The sequence below is a fragment of the Caballeronia glathei genome, assembly GCF_000698595.1.
Lineage (GTDB): Bacteria > Pseudomonadota > Gammaproteobacteria > Burkholderiales > Burkholderiaceae > Caballeronia > Caballeronia glathei.
Genome location: NZ_JFHC01000014.1, coordinates 1 through 18,874 on the forward strand (window position 1 = coordinate 1; position 18,874 = coordinate 18,874).

The 18,874-nt window shown below is 65.3% G+C and carries 15 protein-coding genes; 3 read left to right on the top strand and 12 right to left on the bottom strand.

From position 1 onward, the window contains the following. Positions 1 to 159 precede the first annotated feature (159 nt). Both cdhC and BG61_RS11545 read right to left on the bottom strand, forming a co-directional pair. Complete coding sequence (gene cdhC, locus BG61_RS11540) at positions 160 to 1,089, bottom strand: 3-dehydrocarnitine:acetyl-CoA trimethylamine transferase CdhC (RefSeq protein ID WP_035929002.1); 930 nt, start codon at positions 1,087 to 1,089, stop codon at positions 160 to 162. A 25-nt stretch (positions 1,090 to 1,114) separates the two neighbouring features. Next, positions 1,115 to 2,077, bottom strand: a complete 963-nt coding sequence (locus tag BG61_RS11545; RefSeq protein WP_035929005.1) for a choline ABC transporter substrate-binding protein — start codon at positions 2,075 to 2,077, stop codon at positions 1,115 to 1,117. A 254-nt stretch (positions 2,078 to 2,331) separates the two neighbouring features. On the opposite strand from BG61_RS11545, the gene BG61_RS11550 reads away from it, so the two are divergent. Beyond that, positions 2,332 to 3,303: a GlxA family transcriptional regulator gene (locus tag BG61_RS11550; protein WP_035929007.1), complete on the top strand. Its 972-nt coding sequence runs from the start codon at positions 2,332 to 2,334 to the stop codon at positions 3,301 to 3,303. Between the two features lie 3 nt (positions 3,304 to 3,306). On the opposite strand, the gene BG61_RS11555 is transcribed toward BG61_RS11550, so the two are convergent. From BG61_RS11555 to betC, 3 genes are all read right to left on the bottom strand, one after another. Beyond that, positions 3,307 to 4,455 (bottom strand): porin, encoded by a 1,149-nt coding sequence (locus BG61_RS11555; protein ID WP_035929233.1) that lies wholly within the window; start codon positions 4,453 to 4,455, stop codon positions 3,307 to 3,309. Positions 4,456 to 4,698: 243 nt separating this feature from the next. Beyond that, a complete protein-coding gene (locus BG61_RS11560; RefSeq protein ID WP_035929010.1) occupies positions 4,699 to 5,646 on the bottom strand; it encodes a choline ABC transporter substrate-binding protein in 948 nt (315 codons plus the stop codon). Between the two features lie 29 nt (positions 5,647 to 5,675). Beyond that, the gene (gene betC, locus BG61_RS11565; protein ID WP_035929011.1) at positions 5,676 to 7,214 is read right to left on the bottom strand and encodes a choline-sulfatase; all 1,539 of its coding nucleotides are present in this window, start codon (positions 7,212 to 7,214) and stop codon (positions 5,676 to 5,678) included. A 116-nt stretch (positions 7,215 to 7,330) separates the two neighbouring features. On the opposite strand from betC, the gene BG61_RS11570 reads away from it, so the two are divergent. Beyond that, positions 7,331 to 8,245 (top strand): choline sulfate utilization transcriptional regulator, encoded by a 915-nt coding sequence (locus BG61_RS11570; RefSeq protein ID WP_035929014.1) that lies wholly within the window; start codon positions 7,331 to 7,333, stop codon positions 8,243 to 8,245. A 148-nt stretch (positions 8,246 to 8,393) separates the two neighbouring features. Next, positions 8,394 to 9,269, top strand: a complete 876-nt coding sequence (purU, locus tag BG61_RS11575; protein WP_035929235.1) for a formyltetrahydrofolate deformylase — start codon at positions 8,394 to 8,396, stop codon at positions 9,267 to 9,269. Between the two features lie 55 nt (positions 9,270 to 9,324). Here purU and BG61_RS11580 read toward each other — a convergent pair whose 3' ends face one another. The 7 genes from BG61_RS11580 to BG61_RS11610 form a co-directional block, all read right to left on the bottom strand. Continuing rightward, a complete protein-coding gene (locus BG61_RS11580; protein WP_035929016.1) occupies positions 9,325 to 10,182 on the bottom strand; it encodes a glycine betaine ABC transporter substrate-binding protein in 858 nt (285 codons plus the stop codon). Positions 10,183 to 10,329: 147 nt separating this feature from the next. After that, a complete protein-coding gene (locus tag BG61_RS11585; protein ID WP_035929020.1) occupies positions 10,330 to 11,526 on the bottom strand; it encodes an FAD-binding oxidoreductase in 1,197 nt (398 codons plus the stop codon). Positions 11,527 to 11,555: 29 nt separating this feature from the next. Continuing rightward, positions 11,556 to 12,869 carry an aromatic ring-hydroxylating oxygenase subunit alpha gene (locus BG61_RS11590; protein ID WP_035929022.1) on the bottom strand — a complete coding sequence of 438 codons (1,314 nt, stop codon included), beginning with the start codon at positions 12,867 to 12,869 and terminating at the stop codon, positions 11,556 to 11,558. A gap of 81 nt (positions 12,870 to 12,950) precedes the next feature. Continuing rightward, positions 12,951 to 13,709 carry a drug:proton antiporter gene (locus BG61_RS11595; protein ID WP_035929024.1) on the bottom strand — a complete coding sequence of 253 codons (759 nt, stop codon included), beginning with the start codon at positions 13,707 to 13,709 and terminating at the stop codon, positions 12,951 to 12,953. Beyond that, the gene (locus BG61_RS11600; RefSeq protein ID WP_035929026.1) at positions 13,706 to 14,863 is read right to left on the bottom strand and encodes an electron transfer flavoprotein subunit alpha/FixB family protein; all 1,158 of its coding nucleotides are present in this window, start codon (positions 14,861 to 14,863) and stop codon (positions 13,706 to 13,708) included. Before BG61_RS11600 ends, BG61_RS11595 begins: the two co-directional genes overlap by 4 nt. Positions 14,864 to 14,867: 4 nt before the next feature. Then, positions 14,868 to 16,781 (bottom strand): (Fe-S)-binding protein, encoded by a 1,914-nt coding sequence (locus tag BG61_RS11605; RefSeq protein WP_035929027.1) that lies wholly within the window; start codon positions 16,779 to 16,781, stop codon positions 14,868 to 14,870. 2 nt (positions 16,782 to 16,783) lie between these two features. Further along, entirely contained in the window at positions 16,784 to 18,847 is a 2,064-nt protein-coding gene (locus BG61_RS11610; RefSeq protein ID WP_035929029.1) for an NADH:flavin oxidoreductase, read from the bottom strand. Between the last annotated feature and the right edge of the window lie 27 nt (positions 18,848 to 18,874).

Sequence of the window (18,874 nt, forward strand, 5' to 3'; positions counted from 1 at the left end):
TCATAGGAGCACAAGCGCATCAGACGGCGTAAACAACAAACCCAAACCCAAGCGCCAGCGACCAAAAAACCAAAGCCAATACAAGTTTCATGGAAGCGCAAGCGCATCAAACGGCGTGAACGTTCCCCGTCCAAGCGCCAGCGGCAAAAAATGTGTGCGTCAGGCAAATTCCTTCAGCGCACGATGATCGAGCAAACGCTCCCCTCGCGGCGGGAGACCGAGCTTCCTGCGCCCTTCGGTCGGCGCAAGAGCCCTGCCGCCAAGCCTCTCGATGATCTCGACCGCGCGCTGCACGAGCGACCCATTGGTTGCATGCACGCCCCGGTCGAGGTACAGGTTGTCCTCCAGCCCCACCCTCACATGTCCGCCCAGCAGCATCGCCTGCGCGACCATCGGCATCTGCATGCGGCCAATGCCGAACCCTGCCCAGTGCGCGCCGGGCGGCATGTTGTCGACCATCGATTTCATCGTGCCGGTGTCGGGCGGCGCACCCCACGGAATGCCCATGCAAAGCTGAAAGAGCGGCGGATCGTCAAGCAGGCCCTCCTTGAGCATCTGCTTCGCAAACCACAGGTGGCCAGTGTCGAAGATCTCAAGCTCGGGCTTCACGCCCAGCTCCTGGATGCGCTTCGCGCCCGCCCGCAGCTGCGCGGGCGTCGATACGTAGATGTAATCGCCGTCGCCGAAATTGAGCGTGCCGCAGTCGAGCGTGCAGATTTCCGGCAGCAGTTCCTCGACATGCGCGAGCCGCGTCAGCCCGCCCACGAGGTCCGTCCCGGCGCCGAACTGCATCGGCGCTTCGCCCGCGCCGATCTCCAGGTCGCCGCCCATGCCCGCGGTCAGGTTGATGATCACGTCGACATCCGACGAGCGGATGCGGTCCACCACCTCGCGGTACAGCGCCGGATCGCGGCTGCCGCGGCCGGTCTTCGGATCGCGCACGTGGCAGTGCGCAACCGTGGCGCCCGCGCGAGCGGCCTCGATGGCCGCATCGGCGATCTGCTTCGGCGTGACCGGAATGGCCGGGTGCTTGTTCGTCGTATCGCCCGCGCCCGTTACCGCGCAGGTGACGATCACTTCGTAGTTCATGTTCGCGCTGTCCTTGTAGGGAAACTCAGAGACCGAGGTATTGCTTCACCGCGGGCAGACCGTCCTTGCCGTCGACCGTCTTCACGCCCGCAAGCCACGCATCCAGCAATTGCGGATTCTTCTTCAGGTACGCCTTCGCGGCATCGGCGGGGCGCTCCTTGTTCATCACCGGCTGCATCAGCTGGTTTTCGAGCTGCGTCGAGAAGCGCAGGTTCGTGACCAGCCTGCCCGCGTTCGGGCAGCGCGTGAGGAAGTCGGGACTGGTCAGCGTGTAGACACGCGCTTCGCCATAGTTCGGGCCAAACACTTCGTCGCCGCCCGACAGGTAGTTGATCTTCATCTGGATGTTCATCGGATGCGGCTCCCAGCCGAGGAATACCACCCACTTCCTGTCGCGGATCGCGCGCTCGACGGTCACGAGCATGCCCGCCTCGCTCGACTGCACGAGCTTGAAGCCGCCAAGCCCGAACTGGTTCGTGTCGATCATCTTCTGGATCTTCGCGTTCGCGCTGCTGCCCGGCTCGATGCCGTAGATCTTGCCGTCGAGTTCCTCGCGATGCTTCGCGATATCGGCGAAGGTCTTCAGGCCCGCATCGTATTCGTAGCCCGGCACCGCGAGCGTCGCCTTCGCGCCGGAGAGATTGGGCGGTTCGAGCTTCTGGATCGACTTCGCTTCGAGAAACGGCGCGACGGCCTTTTCCTGCACCGGCCACCAGTAGCCGAGGGACACGTCGATCTGCCTGCTCTTCAGTCCGGCAAGCGAGATCGGCACGGAGGCCACGGTGGTTTTCGGCGCATAGCCGAGGCCTTCGAAGACGACGGAGGCGAGCGCGGTCGTCGCGGTGATGTCGGTCCAGCCGATATCGACGAAGCGCACCGCGCGGCACGACGCATCCTCCTTCGCCTGCGCGCGGGCGGCGCCAGTCGACGCAAAAGCGCACGCAAACGCGGCGCAAAGGCAGGCGAGCTTGATCGTAAAGGGTCTCATGGCGTGCTGATTCCGGTGATGGTTGGGGCGGGCCGTTCTTCCCGCCCGTGCATAAAAGTACCGCCGCATAATGGCGCGAAGGCGACCGGTTGCGACCGCGTTTTGCCTGGGAGCGACCTGGGGTCCCGATGGGGGCACCGGCATGGCACTCGACCCGGACGCGCCCCCGCGAGATGCGGGACACGCCCGGTTGCGCCCCGAATTTCAGCTTGCTAGCTTGGCGGTCCGTGTCCGAGAAATGCCGCCGCCCTGCAATGCACGCCACTGAAGACTTCTATTTCCTGCTGCTTCCCGAGTTTTCCTCGATCGGCTTCATGTCGGCGATCGAGCCGTTGCGCGTCGCGAACCGCTTCAGCGGCGCGCTGTACCGATGGCACATTCTCTCCGCCGACGGCGGCCCTGTCGCCGCGAGCAACGGCATTTCGCTGAACGCGGAAGGCGCGCCTGACAGCGTGAGCGGCGCGAGCGCGGTGTTCGTCGTCGCGGGCTTCGAGCCGCTTGCGTGCTACACGCGCGAAATCGGCGAATGGCTGCGGCGGCTCGACCGCGCGGGCGTCACGCTCGGCGGCATCGATACGGGCAGCTTCATTCTTGCCGAGGCGGGACTGCTCGGCGGCGAGCGCGCGACGCTGCACTGGGAGGCGGCGTCGGCATTTCGGGAGCGCTATCCGTCGCTCGACGTGAGCGAGGAACTGTTCGAAATCGACGAGCGGCGCATCACGTGCGCGGGCGGCACGGCGTCGATCGACATGATGCTCGACCTGATCGCGCGCCGGCATGGAGCGGAACTCGCCGCGCAGGTCTCCGAGCAGTTCGTGCTCGGGCGCATACGCCAGCGCTCGGATCATCAGCGCATGCAGATCGCGGCGCGCTACGGCATCCACAACCGCAAGCTGATTCAGGTGATCGGCGTGATGGAGCAGAACATGGAGGAGCCGCTCTCGCCGGACCGGCTCGCGGAGTCGATCAGCGTGACGCGGCGTCAGCTGGAACGCCTCTTCTGCTCGGCGCTGAAGGACACGCCGACGCATTTCTACCTCGGCCTGCGCCTGGCTCGCGCTCGCGAGCTTCTTCAACAGACCGACATGTCGATCATGGCGGTATGCGTTGCCTGCGGCTTCGAATCGCCGTCGCATTTCTCGCGCACGTATCGCACGCGCTTCGGCACGAGCCCGCGGCACGACCGCAGCGCGTTGCGCATCGCGGAAGCCGTTGCCGCGGGCTGAACGTCAGAACGAATGCCGCATGCCGATCCGGACATCGCTCTGCGTATTCGACGACGAGGGCGTGAAGCTGTAGCCGATCACCGCGTTCACGCCATCCGATGCGCGCAGATAGTCGCCGGAGATGTAGACGTCGGTGCGCTTCGAGAGCAGGTAGTGCAGGCCGAGCGAGCCCTGATTCCAGTGGTTGCCTTCGAAACGCGTGTGCTGGTAGCCGCCGTACAGGCTCAGCGCCGGCGTGAAGCTGTACGACGCGCCGCCTTCATACACCTGCATATGCGAGGTTTCGCCGAGACCCTTGATGGTCGTGTAGGTGAAGTTGCCCGAGAGCATCACGTCGCCGATCGTATAGGCCGCGCCGATCGCGAACGCGCCCTGCTTGTCCACCGGGAACGGGGTCGAGCTGAAGAGGTCGGTCACGGCGCCCGTCGCGGGATCGACGGACACGGTCGGCTGGCCGAGGAACGTGCGCGTGCCGATCATCGCGTACGGATCGAACGCATAGATGCCGAACGGATTGTTCAGCTGCGTATAGGCCGCACCGATGTTGAACGTGTTGCGCGCATAGTGCGCGCCCACGCTCCATGCGCTGTTCTGATGGAAGTTGCCCGCGTTGTTGCCGAACGAATACATGCCGCCGAACGTGAAGCCCGCGAAATCGTTCGAAAGAAACTTGACCGAGTTCGGCAGGCGGTCGCCGTTCATGCGGTCGAAGTCGCCCTGGTGGATCGCGTAGCCGCTCGCCCACGCCGAGATGTTGTACAGATAGACGAACTCCTCGGTCATGTCGAGCTGATTGCCGAACGAGAGCGTGCCCCACGCGTTCTTCAACCCCACATACGCCTGCCGCCCGAACTCCGCACCGCCGAACAGATACTGGCCGGTGCCGAGCCGAAAGCCCGATTCGAGGACGAACACGGCCTGCAGGCCCCCGCCGAGATCCTCGACGCCTCTGAAGCCGATCCGGTTGCCGTACGAAATGCCGTCGTCGAACTTCCAGACATGCGCGCCGCCCGTGTTGTTCACAAAGGTGATGCCCGCATCGAGAATGCCGTACAGCGTCACGCTGCTCTGTGCATGCGCGAGCGCGGGCGCGCATGCGGCGCTCGCGCCGAGCGCGAGGCCCGCGACCCTGGCGGCAATGTTCTTCTTCATCTGCTTATCCCCTGCTTGCTGATAATGCGTATTCGTTGGAGAAAGCGATTCCATGCCGCGTGCGATATCGCTATCGCGCGACACCGTTTCGCGTGAGTAGGCGTGACGAGGACTGCTATTGCTGGCGATGCGGATGCACGCGAGCAGTGTGGCCGCGTGCATCGATGGTGTAAAAATACGGGCTCATATTCAGACCGGCTCGACCGATTGCGACGCAAATCTGTCCAGTTGCGACTCGAGAACTCACTTGACGCCCAGTGCAGCCTGCACGGCTTGGAGCCCGTTGGCGCCGCTCGCCGTGTTCACGCCGTCGAGCCACGTCCTGAGCAACTCCGGGTGATGCTTGAGCGCATCGGTGGCGGCCGCGTCGATGTTCGTCTTCTTATCGAGCACATCGGTGATGACGCCGTTTTCCAGATCGACGTTGAACGAGAGTTGCCTGAAGAGGCGCCCGACGTTCGGGCACTGCCCGGCATAACCCGCGCGTGCCACGGTGTTGACCGTCGCGCCGCCGTAGTTCGGGCCGAAGTACCTGTCACCGCCGTCGAGATAGGTCAGCTTGAACTTCGTGTTCATCAGATGCGGCTCCCACGCCAGAAACACGATCCACTTCCTGTCGCGAACCGCGCGCTCCACTTGCGTGAGCATCCCCGTCTCGCTCGACTCGACCACCTTCCAGGTGCCGAGCCCGAATGCCTTCTCGTCGACGATCTTCTTGATGTTCTGGTTCGCCGGTGCGCCCGGTTCGATGCCGTAGATCCTGCTGTCGAACTTGTCGGCGTTCTTCGCGAGGTCGGCGAACGAATGCACGCCCGCCGCTGCGACATAGTCGGGCACGGCCAGCGTGAACTTGGCGTTGCTCAGGTTCGGGCGCATCACTTCAACCGATTTCTCCTCGACGAACGGCTTGACGAGCGGTGCCTGCGCAGGCATCCAGTTGCCGAGGAAGACGTCGATCTGCCCTTTCTTCAAACCCTGATACGTGATCGGCACCGACAGGTTCGCCACGTTCTGATGGTAGCCGAGCGCCTTGAGCACCACGCCGGCCATCGCGTTGGTCGCATCGATATCGGTCCAGCCGGGGCCGGCCATTCTCACCTGCATGCATGCGGGCGGTTCGGCGGCACACGCGAGCGTAGTCGCGCAGAGCACGGCGGCGCTGAACAGCGCCTGTTCGAAGGGCTTTTTCATCGGGTCTTCCTGTTATGTGGGAGTGGCACTCAACGCACGACGGCCGGGAAGCGGGCCATCGCCTCCAGGGTGTCGAGGTCGATGTGATTGCGCATGTAGCGCTGGCTCGCGTCGACTTCGGGCTGCCAGTCCCATGACTCGATCACGCCTTGCGTCGTCGCTTCGAAGTGAAAGCGCCTGCGCCGCTGGCTCGTCACGACTTCGTCATGCAATGCGGCAATGTCCCAGCGTTTCGCGATTTCCTCGCGAAACGCCGCGACCTGCAATTCGTTGCCCGAATCCGCGGCGAGGTTGTTGCGCTCCAGCGGATCGGCCGCCAGGTCGTAGAGCTGATCGGGATCGGCAGGCGAATGAATGAACTTGAAACGCCCGCGGCGCAGCATCACGATCGGCGCGATCGCGCCTTCCGCGAGGTATTCGCCGATCGCTTCGTCGTGGGCATTCCCGGCATTCAGCAGATGCGGCACGAGGCTTCGGCCATCGAGCGAGTCGGGCCACGCGTCGCGCGGCTCGCCGCGAGCAAGTTCGGCGAGCGTGGGCAGCAGATCGAGATGCGACACCGACGCGCTCACGCGATGCGCATCGAACCGTTTCGGCGCATGCACGATGAGCGGCACGCGGCAGCCGCCCTCGAAGAACGTCATCTTGTACCAGAGGCCGCGCTCGCCGAGCATCTCGCCATGGTCGGACGTCACGATCACGATGGTGTCGTCATCCAGCCCCGTGTCCTTCAGCGCCTGCAGGATCGCCCCGAACTGATCGTCGACGTAGGAAATCGCGCCATAGTAGGCGCGCCGCGCGTTGCGGACCTGTTGATCCGTCGGCGGCGTGCGGTCGGTCTCGTACACATGGCGCAGCCGCTTCGAATGCGGGTCGCACGCATGCAGCGGATCGCGATGGCGAGGCATGTCGATGTCCTCATCGCGGTACATGTCCCAGTATTTCTGCGGAATGGCGTACGGGTCGTGCGGATGCGTGAGCGACGCCACCATGCAGAACGGCCGCGCATCCTTGCCCGCGCTGCGCTCGCGCGCGATGTCGAACAGCTTCTGGCGCGTGGTGAAGGTCACTTCGTCGTCGAAGTCGAGTTGGTTCGTGCGCACGCAGGGCCCCGCGTCGATCACCGAACTCATGTTGTGGTACCACGTCGGGCGCGCATCGAAGTGTGCCCAGTCGGGCGTCCAGCCGAAGTCAGCGGGATAGATGTCGGTGGTCAGGCGCTCTTCGAAGCCGTGCAGCTGATCCGCTCCGCAGAAATGCATCTTGCCGGAGAGGACCGTGCGATATCCCTCCGCGCGCAGATAGTGCGCGAACGTGAGCGTCTGCGATGCGAACTCGGCGGCATTGTCGTAGGCGCCGATCGCGGAAGGCAGCTTGCCCGAGAGCAGCGAGAACCGCGAAGGCGCGCACAGCGGACTCGCGCAGTAAGCCGAATCGAAGACGACGCCGCGCTTGGCGAGCGCATCGAGATGCGGGGTCTTCGTCAGCCGGTGGCCGTACGCGGCAAGCGCGAACGGCGTCATCTGGTCGGCCATCAGAATAAGGATGTTTTGTTTCGTGCTGAGCATGTGAGCGCGCCTCGAATAGAATCGCAGAAGTGTCTTACCGCGTTTGAGCGTCACTATTGCCGTCCATATTGAAGCTGTGAAGACGGCAAATCGTTATGCGCCCATAAGGGGGAGTTATGCCCAGGCAGGACCGCTTGCCGCCGATGCAGGCGCTGTCGATGTTCGAATCGGCCGCGCGTCTTGCGAGCTTCACCGCCGCCGCGCGCGAACTCGGCTCCACGCAGCCGGCCGTGAGCCAGCGCGTCGTGCAACTGGAGGAAGCGCTCGGCGCGCCGCTCTTCGAGCGCGGCCATCGCGGCGTCACGCTGACCGAAGACGGCATGCGCCTCTTCGACGCCGTGCGCAGCGCGCTCGACACGATCCGCCTCGCCACCGCGGAGATCCGCGCACGGCATACCCCGCGCACGCTGACGCTATCGACCGACTTCGGCTTCGCCACCTACTGGCTAATGCCGCGCCTTTCGCAGTTCAAGGCGCTGATGCCCGATGTCGATGTCAGGATCATCACGTCCCAGACGGTGTTCGACCCATCGCACGACCATGCGGACATCGCGATCGCGTTCGGCGATGCGAGCGGCGACTGGGGCCCGCGCGAAACGCTGAAGCTCTTCGCCGAGGAAGTCACGCCCGTGTGCAGCCCGTCGTTCGCGGCCGCCCATGCGGGCCTGGGCTCGACCGCCGATCTCGCCTCGCTCCCGCTTCTGCATCTGGAGCCGACGACGCCCGAGCGCTGGCTGTCGTGGGATGGCTGGTTCGCGGCGCACGGGCTCGCGCCGCCGCCCGCGCACCGCGGCATCACCTTCAACAGCTATGCGTTCGTCGCGCACGCGGCGGTCATGGGGCAAGGCGTGGCGCTCGGCTGGGCGCCGCTCGTCGACGAGCTGATCGCAACGGGCCAACTCGTCCGGTTATTCGACGCGCCCGTCGTCACCGAACGCGGCTATGTGCTCGTGACGCCGCGTACGCCGTCACCCGCGGTCCGTGCATTCGTCCAGTGGCTGCTCGACGAATGCGGCGTCGAGACAGCGTAGGCGGCCCAGACAGCAGGCCTGACGCTTGCGTACCAGCGCGACGGCGCTTAGCTTCTATCCTCCCGGGCTGCCGGTTTGCTCTACTTCGTTCATGCGCGCCGCGTCCGCGGCGCTGCCCAACCTGCATGAACGCACAAGTGGAGACCGCATGTCCGCCGATTCCCGTCCTCACCAACTGGTGCTCACCGTCGCGTGTCCGAGCGCGGCGGGACAGGTCGCCGCCGTCGTCGGCTTTCTCGACCGGCATCATTGCTACATCGACGAGCTGACCGTCTTCGACGACGACCTGAGCGGGCGCTTCTTCGTGCGCTGCGTATTTCATGGCATGGAGCGTGACGAGACGCTGCAGATCGAAGCCCTGAAACGCGAATTCGATCCCATCGCCGCAGGCTTTCACATGACGTGGGCGATGCACGACGTCGGCGCGCGTCCGAAGGTGCTGATCATGGTGTCGAAGCTCGAGCACTGTCTCGCGGACCTGCTGTTCCGCTGGCGCATGGGCGAACTGAAGATGGACATCGTCGGCATCGCCTCGAACCACACGGACCTCGCGCCGCTCGCCGAGCAGCACGGCCTGCCGTTCCATCATCTGCCCGTCACCGCCGATACCAAGGCGCAACAGGAAGCGCGCGTCATCGATCTGTTCGAGACCTCCGGCGCCGAACTGATGGTGCTCGCGCGCTACATGCAGATTCTTTCCGGCGCGACGAGCCGCAGGCTCGCGGGGCGCGCGATCAACATCCACCACTCGTTCCTGCCCGGCTTCAAGGGCGCGAAGCCCTACCATCAGGCGCATGCGCGCGGCGTGAAGCTGATCGGCGCGACCGCGCACTTCGTCACCGACGATCTCGACGAGGGTCCGATCATCGAGCAGGAAGTCGAGCGCGTGGACCATTCGTACAGTCCGGAGCGTCTGCTCGCGACGGGCCGTGACGTTGAATGCATCACGCTCGCGCGGGCGGTCAAGGCGTTCATCGAGCGGCGCGTGTTCATCAATGGCGATCGAACGGTCGTGCTGCAGTAAACGAAAAAGCGCCGCTTTGTCAGCGGCGCTTGTCTTCAACTCACACTCGACGCACTCACTTCACCCAGCTATCCACCCGGTCGCCATGCGCGCCGATCCATGCATCGGCCGCCGACGCCGGCTTCTGGCCGTTCTGCGTCGCGAGCATCACGCTGTCGATCTCGCCCGGCTTCCACTGGAATTTCTTGAGGAACGCCACGACGGGCGGCGCCTTCTTTTCGAGTTCCGGATTCACCACGCTGTCGACGTGCTCCGCCTCACCGAACACTTTCTTCGGATCGTCGAGGAATTTCAGCTTGTACTTCGCGAACATCCAGTGCGGCTTCCAGCCCGTCACGATGATCGGCTTGCTCGCCGCTTCCGAGCGCGCCAGCTCGGCGGTCATCGCACTGCCCGAGCTCGGCATCAGCTTGTAGTCGAGATTGTAGGCCTTGATGGCTTCGCTCGTCTTCTGCATCACGCCCGCACCGGCATCGATGCCGACGATGCGCGAGCCGAACTCGTCCTTCTTCGCTTCGAGGTCCGTCATGCTCTTCACATCCGCGTTTTCCGGCACGATCAGCCCGATCCTCGCATCGTTGAAATTCGGGCCGAGGTTCACGACCTTCGCCTTGAAGTTGTTCCAGTACGCGCCGTGCGTCACCGGGAGCCATGCGGAGAGCGTCGCATCGAGATCGCCGCGCGCCACGCCCTGCCACATCACACCCGCCGCGACGGGCACGAGCTGCACCTGATAGCCGAGCCGCTTCTCGATGATGCGTGCCGCCACGTTCGACGTCGCCACGCTGTCATCCCAGCCTTCCACGTAGCCGATCTTGATCGTAGGCTTGGTGTCGGCGCAAGCGCCCGTGCTGGCCGCCGCCAGCGCCGCGCTCATCGCGCTCAGAACCAGCATTTTTCTGAACAATCCCATCTCACTCTCCCTTTCGCGGTCCATGCCTTGAAGCACTCAGAATCACCAGCCAGAATTGACCGGTAACGTTCATTTCCGACATCCAGTTGTCCGGATGCGACCTCGCTCTCTCCTCCGGCGTCTTCGCGGCCGGTCTTGTTCTTCTGCCTACTTGTCGACAACGAGATCCGTCAGCGGCCTGCTGCAGCACAACAGCACCATCCCCTGGTCGATCTCGCGCTGACGGATTCCGCCCGCGTGCTTCATGTCGACCTGGCCCGAGACGAGCTTCACCTTGCACGTGCCGCACATGCCCTGCGTGCAGGACGCCGCGAGCCGGACGCCCGCCTTTTTCGCGGCATCGAGCACGTGCTGCCCGCTGCCGCAGACGATCTCGCGATTGCTTTTCGCGAAGCTGACCTTGTACGTGGTTTCCGTTTCCGGTTCGGATTCGGCCTGGGTTTCGGCTTCCGCCGGAGCGGGTGCGAAGCCGTTGGCTGCGTGCAGCGCGTCGGCCACGTGCACGGTCGTCAGTTGCGTGGGCGCTTCAGCGAGCGTCTCGAACGAGAAGCTCTCTTCGTGATAGTGCTTGCGATCGAAGCCGCCCTCGTCGAGCAGGTCGCGGACCGCCTTCATGTAGGGCGCCGGGCCACAGGTAAAGATTTCGCGCTCGAGGTAATCCGGCGCGATCAGCTTGAGCAGCGGCAGCGTGAGAAAGCCGGTGACGCCCGGCCAGTTCGTGCGTGCACCGACACGCTCGCACACGAACGCCGCGCGGAAATTCGACTGGTTCGCCGCGATCAGATCGAGTTCGCGGGCGAAGATGATGTCGTCGGGCGTGCGGGCGCTATGCACGAAGATGATATCGCTGTCCTCGCCGAGCTCATGGTGTGCGCGGCTCATCGACATGAGCGGCGTGACGCCCGAGCCCGCCGACAGGAACAGGAACTTGCGCGCCGGATGCCGCGCGCACGTGAACTCGCCCGACGGCCCGAGCACGCGCACCGCGCCGCCCGGCTGCAGGTTGTCGTGCAGCCAGTTCGAGACCTTGCCGCCCGGCACGCGCTTGACCGTGATCGAAATGGTGTGCGGGCGCGTGGGCGGTGACGAGATCGTGTAGCACCGGTTGATCGCTTCGCCTTCGATATCGAGTTCTAGCGTAATGAACTGCCCCGGCTCGAACACGAACGCCCGTTCGTCCGGCGCGCGGAAGAAGAAGCTCTTGACGTCGTGCGTCTCCTGCCGGACATGGCAGCAGACGAGCGTGTCGTCGGTATCGCTGTTCCAGCGCGCGGGCAGCGCTCCCCAGAACTGCGGCTGGGTCACACGGCTTGCGGCCCCGAACGTCGCCTGATCGCGCATCATCTTCTACTCCTCACAGTTCAGGCGGCGCTTCAGCGCATGAAGGACACGACTTTCTCGCCGCGCGAAGCGGTCGATGCGTCGTTCGTGTCCTGGGTGTCGGGCGCGTCGGCACGGTCGGCGAGCCGGGCGATGTACCACTCGCAGAACTTCTCGACGAGACCTTCGGTGAACGGCGAATACGGGCCCGGCTCGTACGCGCTGCTCGCCGCGCCGCGCTGCGAATATTCGACGAGCGTGCGGTCCTGGTCGTTCGTCGCGCGCCACACCGCGGTGAGGTTGTTGACGTCGTAGTCGATCCCTTCGCGCGCGTCCTTGTGCACGAGCCACTTCGTGCGCACGAGCGTCCTGCCCGCCGACAGCGGAATCACCGAGAAGCTCACGATGTGATCGCTCATGAAGTGATGCCACGAATTCGGCTGCGTCCAGAACGACAGGCCGCCGAGGTCGGCGCGCTCGAAGCCGCCGAGCAGCTTCTTCGACGCGACCTTCGCGTCGAGCGTCTGCGATTCGCCGTCGCGATCGAGCGGCAGGCGCTGCGTGCGAAAGCCGGTGACGAGATCGGACAGACGTTCGATTTCCGCCGACGGCAGGTCCATCGCCTCCCACTGCGCGGTGCGGCGCGCGACGGTCTCTTCGAACGCGGCCATGCCTTCCTCGTTGGCGGGCGTGCGCTGATAGCCAAAGCCGTATTCGTAGAGGGAAATCGTGAGCTCGGGATGGTTCGCCACGCAGTGATAGCACTCGCGGTTGTTCTCCATCGTGAGCTTCCAGTTGCCGTCCTCGAGGATATCCACCGACGCCGCCACCTTGCATTCGGCAAGCCCGTGCGGCAGCAGATACGGCTCCATCGCGGCGCGCATCACGGCAAAATCGGCGGGCGGGTTTTCCGCGAGACAGATGAAGATCAGGCCCGCGAGATTCTCCAGATGAACGCGCTTCAGGCTGTGCTTGCAGCGGTCGAACTGCTCGCCCATGTGCTCGGCGAACATCAGGTCGCCGGTGAGGTTGTACGTCCAGCTGTGATACGGGCACACGATGTTGCCGAGCGAGCCTTTCTCAGCGTTGCACAGACGCGCGCCGCGATGGCGGCACACGTTGTGGAAGGCGCGGATCTGCATGTCGTCATCGCGCACGATCAGGACCGAATCGTTGCCGATCTCCACCGTCACGTAGTCGCCGGGTTCAGGCACATCCGGCTCGACCGCGACCTGAATCCAGTGCTGCCGGAAAATCACGTCCAGATCGAGCGCGTGAATCTCCTCGCTCGTGTAGAACGGCGCTTCGAGCGTATGGCCCTTCTTGCGGCGTTCGATCATTGCGCGAACGTCTGCCGAAACTTTCATCGTGTGCTCCGTTGTGCCTTGGGTGCCCCGCTCATGCCCCTTTCCGGGCCCTCTCGGGGCGGGTATCCTGCGATCGAAAAATCAGTAATCGACGAGTTGATGCTCGCGCAAATACGCCAGAATCACTTGTGCTTTTTCGACGGAACTCCCTTCAATTACGACGCTGCCGCCGCGGCTCTCGGTCGTGGTCGCCGAGAGCATGCGCGCGTGGCCCGAGCGCTTCTCGGCGGCCGCGAGCCGCGCCGGTTTCGCGGCCGCGGGCCTGATCGTCCACTGAAGGCTTTCGGCGTCGGCGGCGGCGCGCGTGACGACCGGTGCGATCGTGCCCTCGCGCAGACGCGCGTAGGCGTAGCGCGGCGCAGCATTCGCCATCGGATGCACCGCGACGAGCGCGGGCAGCGACGCCCGAACCCGCCTGCGCAAGCCCTTCGGCATGAACTGCCGGACCTCGACGCCCGCGTCCTGCACGGCGGCATCGACCGCCGATCCGAGCAGCGCAACGCCCAGCGCGTCGGCGAGGCGATACGGCAGCATGCCGCTGTCATACGCGCCTTCGGCCCGCGTGCCGGTCATCACCAGGTCGTAGCCCTTGAGACGCGCCGCAAGCGCGGCGATGGCGTCGCCGTCCACGTCGAGCACTTCGACACGCGCGGCACCGAGCGCGAGATACTCCTGCAGCGCGGGCTCGGACGGGTCGCCCGCATGCAGCACGTCGAGCGCCGCGCCGCGATCCTTCGCGATGGCGAGCGCCATCGTCAGCGCGGCGGCGTCGTTGCGGCTGTAGCGCGCCTTCGCGCTGACCGGATGGCGTCCCACCGAAACGAGTACGGCGATCTTCATGCGAGTGCTCCTTCTGCGATGCCCGCCGAATGCAGCAGCGCGGCGCCGGTGCCGCGCGCGCTGCGCGCCGCCGCGGCTGCGTCGTTGAGCGCGGCGATTGTTTCCTGTGCGTCCGCGATGATCGTGAGGTTCGCGCGCTTGGCGATCGGCGCGCTCGCGTCGAGGTTCACGGCGATCACGTGCCTGCAATCCTTGATGCCCTGCAAGTGCTGCACCGCGCCCGAAATGCCGAACGCGATGTAGACGCTCGCATCGACGGTCTTGCCCGTCGCCCCGATCTGCTTGTCGCGCGTGAACTTGCCGTCGTCCACCGCGACACGGCTCGCGCCGATCGCGGCGCCCAGCGTGCCCGCGAGACGCTCGAATGCGGCGACGTCGGAGACCCCGTTCCCCGCCGACACGATGAAATCCGCTTCTTCCAGCGCGACTTGCGCGGCGTCCAGTTCCTCGATGCCCAGGTCGCGATAGGTCCCCGACGACGCAGCGACGCCGAAAGGCTCCGCCCGTTCGCCCGCGCCCACGAATGGCAGCTTCGGATCGACGGCGTTCGGCGCGAGCAGGATCACTTCCGGCAGCGCGCGCACCGCATAGGCCTTCTTCGCCTGGACGTACACCGCGACATGCGCCGCGTCGATCTCGACGACATGGGCCGCCGCGCTCGCATTCGCATAGGCGGCGTAGCGGCGGCCGAGGTCGCCATCGCCGGTCGCGTTGTCGGGCAGGAAGACGTGCGCGGGCGCATAGGCCGCGACGCACGCGGCGAGTGCGTTCAGTTCGTCTTGCGGCGCGAAGGCGCGCCGGTCGAACTGCGGCAAGGCGATCAGCTTGTCCGCGCCGAGCACGGCAGCGTCGTCGTTGAACTCGCCGAACGCGAGCAGCACGACTTCGGTTTGCGCGTCGGCGATCAGCGCGGCGGCGGCCAGCGCCTGCCGCGCGTGGTCGTCGAGTGCGCCGCGGTCCGTATGGGCCGCCACCAGCAGCGCGCGTTGCGGCGCGGCCGTCGTGCGGCGCGGCTTCGCCTGCTCGCGATGGCCGCCCGAAGCGACGAAATCCATGGCGCCTGCCGTGCCCACCGCACCCAGCGTGATCCGTTTGAGTCCCTCGGCCGTGATCGTGAACGGCCGGCGCGGATCGATTCGTTTGATGTCGTTCATCGTGTTACTCCAGCGCGGCAGCGACGAGTTCCGCCACGTCGAGCACTTCCGGACGCGGACCCACGACGCCTTCCAGCATCGCCGTGCAGTTCGGGCAGCCCACCGCGACGATCTCGGCATCCACCGCGCGAGCATCGGCGATGCGGATATCGGGAATGCGCTGCTTGCCGGGGATATCGGTCAGCGGCGCGCCGCCGCCACCGCCGCAGCAGCGTCCGCGCATGCCGTGGCGCTCCATCTCGATCACCTTTATGCCGATAGTCTTCAGCAGCTTGCGTGGCGCTTCGGTCTCGCCGTTGTAGCGGCCCAGATAGCACGGATCGTGATACGTGATCTTCTTCTCCGCGATCGCGGCCGCCGCGCGCGGCGAGAGCTTGCCGCTTTCGACGATCTCCGCGATCAGCGAAGTATGGTGCTGCACGTCGTAAAAGCCGCCGAGCGCGCGATACTCGTTGCGCAGGCTGTGCATCACGTGCGGATCGGCGGTGACGATCTTGCCGAACGAATAGCGCGAAAGCGTGCCGATGAGCTGCTTCGCGAGCTGCTGGAAAGTCGCTTCGTCGCCGAGACGGCGGGCCGTGTCGCCTGTGTCGGTTTCCACGCCGCCGAGCACCGCGTAGTCGATGCCCGCCTTGTTGAACACCTTCACGAGCGCTCGCAGGGTGCGCTGATAGCGCATGTCGAAGGCGCCCTCGCCTGCGATCAGCAGCACGTCCACATGCCGCCCCGGCTGCGCGACCTGCACCTGCAGATCGACGGCCCAGTCGTAGCGCGCGCCGATGTCGTAACCGTTCGCGCTGCCGGTCTCGCGCAGGTTCGCGAGCGTGATCGGCCCCTTGCCCGGCACGATGCCCTCGACGAGCGTCTGGTTGCGCCGCATGTCGACGATCGCATCGACGTGCTCGATCAGCATCGGGCACTCCTGCACACAGGCGCGGCACGTCGTGCATGACCAGATGGTGTCCGCCTCGATCAGGCTCGAAATGAGCGGCTTGCCCGGCGCGCCGCCATGCTTGCCCACGGGAATGCCGGGGGTCGGACTGCCCGCATAGGCCGCATCCGTTCCGCCGACCATGCCGGTCACGAGATCCTGGATCAGCTTCTTGGGGTTGAGCGGCTGACCCGACGCGAACGCGGGGCACGCGGCCTCGCACTTGCCGCACTGCACGCAGGCGTCGAAGCTCAGCAACTGATTCCAGCGAAACTCCACCGGCTTGCCGACGCCGTATTCCTTCGCGTCGAGCACGGGCATCTTGAGCGCCGTCGGCGGCACCGCGTCGTCTTCGCGGCGCGGCCTGAAGCGTTCCTGGCGCGGATGAAACGCGAGATGCAGAAGCCCCGCCAGCGCGTGCTTCATCGGTCCGCCGCGTGCGGCCCCGAAGGTCATCGCGAACGCGCCCGCCGCAATCAGCAGCGCGACGATCGCCGCGAGCGCACCCGACATCGCCGACGCGGGCAACACGACGAACAGCGCGAGGCCGAGCGCGAACGAGCCCAGCAGAAGCGGCAGGCTGTCCCACGGACCGCGCGAAAGACGCGCGGGCACCGCCTTCGCGCCATGGCGCCTGCGCCACACGAACACCGCGCCGACCAGCATGACGAGCGCCGCGAGGAAGATCACCTTGTCGAGCCACGGCGAGTAGATGGCGAGGCCGTAGTTCAGGAAGACGAGCGCCATCGCGAGGATCGCACCGCCGGCGGTCGCGACGTGGGTCTTCGCGATGTACGGATCACGCGCGACCACGTGATGCAGGTCGACGAAGTAGCGCTTCGGGATTGCGAGCAGGTTGGTCCAGCCGTAGGCGCCGGCCGCCGTCGCGCGGCCTTCGCGCCAGTACGCGGCGCGCTTCGCGACCGCGAACGCGAGGCCGGCCACCGATACCCAGAGCAAGACGGTGATGACTAACACGGGGCTCATCGTCAAAAGTCCTTGCAAAGACGGAGCGCGTCGTAGATCGCACCGTGGATGTTGTGCATCGAGATGCAGTCGCCGACACGGAACAGCAGAAAGCGCCCGTTGCCGAGTTCCTCGTTCAATGAAGGCTGCGGCTCGGATGCGAACAGCTTGTGCACGTCCACCTGCCCGCGGTTGAGCGACTCGCCCTTGAGCTTCCAGTACAGCCCGTCATTGGGCGTGCTGCCGTTCTCGATCACCACCTGATCGACCGCGCGCTCCTCCTGCTCCTCGGTGTACTCGTTGCGGATCACCGCGATCTTCTTGCCGTCCTCCTCATACACCTTGTCGAGCCAGTAGTTCGGCGTATGGATCACGCCTTGCGCATAGAGGCGCCGATAGAAAATGGGGAACGTCGTGCCGCCCACGTCGTCCGCGACCTTCACGTCCGGCGTCACGATCTCCACGTTCGAGCCGCGGCTCGACATGAAGTCCGCGACGCCCGCGCCCGCATGCGTGCTCACGCCGTCGTACACGAGCACGTTCTTGCCCGGCTCGACCTTGCCCGACAGAACGTCCCACGAACTCACAGCCAGGCCCTCGCCGACGCCCCACGCCGGCACCTGCGACGTGAACGCCGAGCCGCCCGTAGCAAGAACGATGATGTCCGGCTTCTCGGCCATGATGGCCTTCTCGTCGGCGGCGACACCGAGGCGCCGGTCCACGCCGAGGCGCTTCGTCTCCATGTCGAACCAGCGCACGATGCCCGCCATCTGCTCACGCTGCGGCGCCTTCGCGGCCAGCATGATCTGCCCGCCGACGTAGTCGTTCTTCTCGAACAGCACGACGTCATGACCGCGCGACTTCGCCACGCGTGCCGCCTCGAGTCCGGCGGGGCCCGCGCCGACCACCACCACCTTGCGCTTCGGGCCGCGCGTCTTCTCGATCACATGCGGCATGGTGCCTTCGCGTGAGGTCGCCGCGTTCTGCACGCACAGCACATCGAGCCCGTTGTACTGCCGGTCGATGCAGTAGTTCGCACCGACGCATTGCTTGATCTCGTCCTCGCGGCCATCGCGGATCTTGATGACCATGTGCGGATCGGCAATCTGCGCGCGCGTCATACCGACCAGATCGACCATGCCGCTCGCGAGCAGCCGCTCGGCCTGGCCCGCGTCGCGGATGCTTTGCGCATGCATCACCGGGAGCTTCACCACGGACTTGATGCCCGCGGCGAGATGCACGAACGGCTCGGGCGGCAGCGCCATCGGCGGCATGCAGTTCGCAAGCGTGTTGTGCGTATCCGCGCCCGATCCGATCACGCCGACGTAATCGATCAGGCCCGTTTCGGACATCGCGTGTGCGATTTCCTTCAGGTGTTCGTGATCGAGGCCGTCTTCATGGAACTCGTCGCCGCACATGCGCAGGCCAACGCAGAAGTCCGCGCCAACCGCTTCACGCACCGCTTGCAGCACTTCCACGCCGAAGCGCAGACGGTTGTCCAGCGAGCCGCCCCATTCATCCGTGCGGAAGTTCGTGCGCGGGCTCCAGAACTGGTCGATCAGGTGCTGGTGCGCCGCGGAGATCTCGATGCCGTCCATGCCCGCATCCTTCACGCGTTTCGCGGCCGCCGCGAAGTCCTGAATGATGCGCTTGATCTCTTCGATTTCGATGATCTTGGCGTTTCCGCGATGCACCGGTTCGCGCACGCCGGAAGGCGACATCAGATGCGGCCAGTGCTCGCCATGCCATGCGGAGCGGCGGCCCATGTGCGTCGCCTGGATCATGATCTTCGCACCATGGCGATGCATTGCTTCGGCAAGACGCGAGAGCGGATCGATGATCCTGTCGGTCGAAAGATTCACCGACTTCCACCAGCCTTGCGGGCTGTCGATCGACACCGGGCTCGAGCCGCCGCATACGGCAAGACCGACGCCGCCCTTCGCCTTCTCTTCGTAGTAGCGGATATAACGGTCGCCCGGCAGGCCGCCCGGCTCCGCGTAGACCTCCGCGTGCGCGGTGCTGACGATGCGGTTGCGCAGGGTCAGCTTGTTCAGCGTGAGAGGTTTGAAAAGGTTGGGGTAACGCATCGCGATCGACCTCGGAAATGATATTGC